Here is a 232-nt window from a genome sequence, read left to right as displayed (position 1 = left end):
GCTTACAACGAGCTACAAGACCAGTATGCTAAAAAACAAACTGACGCCATTGACGCTCTAAATAAAGCAAGCTCTGAGAATACGCAAAACATCGAAGATCTGGCCGCTTACAACGAGCTACAAGACCAGTATGCTAAAAAACAAACTGACGCCATTGACGCTCTAAATAAAGCAAGCTCTGAGAATACGCAAAACATCGAAGATCTGGCCGCTTACAACGAGCTACAAGACC

General features: G+C 43.5%; 1 protein-coding gene. It reads left to right on the top strand.

The features are described from left to right. On the top strand, positions 1-232 hold a 232-nt coding region (locus G3N97_RS39230; protein WP_205998057.1), incomplete at both ends, for a hypothetical protein.

Source organism: Paraburkholderia sp. Ac-20347 (genome assembly GCF_017104805.1).
Taxonomy (GTDB): Bacteria; Pseudomonadota; Gammaproteobacteria; order Burkholderiales; family Burkholderiaceae; genus Paraburkholderia; species Paraburkholderia tropica.
Note: the sequence above shows the minus strand (reverse complement) of the source record. Positions and strands in the feature narration are given on the sequence as shown.